Annotated in this window: 1 protein-coding gene; it reads left to right on the top strand. The window is 62.1% G+C overall.

The genetic code is table 11. From position 1 onward, the window contains the following. On the top strand, positions 1 to 2852 hold a 2852-nt coding region (locus GDH07_RS32175), incomplete at both ends, for a condensation domain-containing protein (protein WP_152899894.1).

The following is a 2852-nucleotide window of genomic DNA, read 5'->3' as shown; positions in this document are numbered from 1 at the left end:
CTGCAAGAGGGGCCGCTGCTGCGCGGGGTGCTGCTGACCCTGGCCGACCAGAGCCAGCGTTTGCTGCTGGCCATCCACCACCTGGTGGTGGACGGGGTGTCCTGGCGTATTTTGCTGGAGGATCTGCAACTACGGCTGGATGGCCAGCCCTTGGTGGCCAAGACCAGCTCGACCCAGGCCTGGGCCGAACACTTGCAGTCTTACGCCCGCAGCCCGGCACTGCAACAGGAGCTGTTGTACTGGCAGGCACAGCTGCAAGATGGCGGGGCGAGCCTGCCTTGTGACCATCCGTCCATGGATCTGCACAACAGGCATGCAAGCAGCGTCAGTACACGGCTGGATAAAGCCAGTACCCAACGTTTGTTGCAGGATGCTCCGGTGGCCTATCGCACCCAGATCAACGATCTGCTGCTGACCGCCCTGGCCCGGGTCATCACCCGCTGGACCGGCGAAACCAGTGTCTTGGTCCAACTGGAAGGCCACGGTCGCGAAGACCTGTTCGAGAACATCGACCTGACTCGTACTTTGGGCTGGTTTACCAGTGTGTTCCCGGTGAAGCTGACACCGCAGCCGGCCCTGGCCGACTCGATCAAGTTCATCAAGGAGCAACTGCGCGCGGTACCGAACAAGGGCATAGGTTTTGGTGCCCTGCGTTACCTGGGGGATGAGGCCGCACAACAGACCCTGGCCGCTCTGGCGGTACCGCGTATCACCTTCAACTACCTGGGGCAGTTCGACGGCAGTTTCGACGAACCAGATACCTGGTTCGCCCCTGCAGTCGAAGCCAAGGGCGAAGATCAGAATGACGACGCGCCATTGGATAACTGGCTGACCCTGAACGGCCAGGTCTATGGCGGTGAGTTGAGCCTGGGCTGGAGTTTCAGCCAGGCCATGTTCGAGCCGGCGACCATCCAGCGTCTGGCAGATGAATACACCGAGGAACTCAAGGCGCTGATCGAGCATTGCAGCCAGCCCGAGCATCGCGGCGTGACCCCATCGGACTTCCCGTTGGCGGGCCTGGATCAGCAGCAATTGGATCGCTTGCCGCTATCGATAGCCCAGGTCGAGGACCTCTATCCACTGTCGCCCATGCAGCAGGGTATGTTGTTCCACTCCCTTTACGAGCAGGAAGCGGGTGACTACATCAACCAGATGCGGGTGGATGTGGAGGGTCTCGTTCCTGAGCGCTTCCAGCAAGCCTGGCAGGCGGCCATCGATCGCCACGACATCCTGCGTACCGGTTTCCTTTGGCAGGGCGAGTTGGCCACGCCGATCCAAGTGGTACACAAGCACATCGCTCTGGAGTGTGCCGAACATGACTGGCGCGCTCAGTCGCAATTGGCCGAGGCGCTCGACACCCTGGCCGAGGCGGAGCGTCAGCGTGGTTTCGATCTGCTGGCTGCACCACTGTTGCGCCTGACCCTGGTGCGCACTGGTGAACAGCGTTACCACCTGATCTATACCAACCATCACATCCTGATGGATGGCTGGAGCAACTCGCAGTTGCTCGGGGAAGTGCTGCAGCGCTATGCCGGACAGTTGCCGTATCAGGCTCCAGGTCGCTATCGGGATTACATTGGCTGGCTGCAACGCCAGGATGCTCAGGCTTGCGAGCGCTTCTGGAAAGAGCAACTGCTGGCCCTGGACGAGCCAACCCGCCTGGCCCAGGCCGTTGGCCGGGATGCTCAAGTCCTTGGTGCTCGCGGTCATGCAAAGCACTTGCATGCACTGGATATTGCCCAGACTCGCCGTCTGGGGGAGTTCGCCCGGCAGCAGAAGGTCACAGTCAATACCCTGGTACAAGCGGCGTGGCTGCTGTTGCTGCAACGCTGCACGGGCCAGGACACGGTGGTGTTCGGTGCCACGGTGTCTGGCCGCCCGGCGGAACTCAAGGGCGTGGAGCAGCAGATCGGTCTGTTCATCAATACCTTGCCGGTAGTGGCTACGCCGCGTCCGGACATGTTGGCCAGCGACTGGCTGCAAGCAGTACAGGCGCGCAACCTGGCCTTGCGTGATTACGAGCACACGCCGTTGTATGAGGTGCAACGCTGGGCTGGCCAGGGGGGCGAGGCCCTGTTCGACAACATCCTGGTGTTCGAGAACTACCCGGTATCCGAGGCCCTGGAAAAAGGCGCTCCGGCGCAGATGAGTTTCGGCGATGTAGGGAACCACGAACAGACCAACTATCCGCTGACGGTTGCAGTCAACTTGGGGGCGAGCCTTTCGTTCGAATTCATCTATGCCCGAGAGTCATTCTCTGAACTGTCGATGCAGCAGTTGGGCGGGCATTTGCAGAGCTTGCTGTTGAACCTGATGGAGAACCCTCAGGCGGGGCTGGGCGAGTTGCCAATGCTGAACCAGGACGAGCAGCGGCGCATCCGCGAGGAGTGGGACCACACCGATGTGGTCTACCCGACTCACCGCTTTGTCCATCAACTGTTCGCCGACCAGGCGGCTAAGGCCCCGGACGCACCGGCAGTGTTCTTCGCCGAGCAGCGCCTGAGCTACCGCGAGCTGGATACGCAAGCCAACCAACTGGCGCACAAGCTGATCGAGCTGGGAGTGGGCCCGGAGGTGCGGGTGGCCATCGCCATGCCGCGCTGCGCGGAGATCATGGTGGCCTTCCTGGCCGTGCTCAAGGCCGGTGGGGTCTATGTGCCGCTGGACATCGAATACCCCCAGGACCGCCTGCGCTACATGATGCAGGACAGCGGCGCCTGGCTGCTGTTGACCCAGGATCACCTGCTGGAGCGCTTGCCGATCCCGGATGGTTTGCCGACCCTCAGCGTCGAAGGCGCGGCCGATTTCGCCGGTTATCCGGCGAGCGCCCCGCAAGTGGATCTGGCCGAGGA

Origin of the sequence: Pseudomonas piscis (assembly GCF_009380155.1) — a bacterium.
Classification (GTDB): domain Bacteria; phylum Pseudomonadota; class Gammaproteobacteria; order Pseudomonadales; family Pseudomonadaceae; genus Aquipseudomonas; species Aquipseudomonas piscis.
This window is presented reverse-complemented; position numbering and strand designations above follow the sequence as displayed.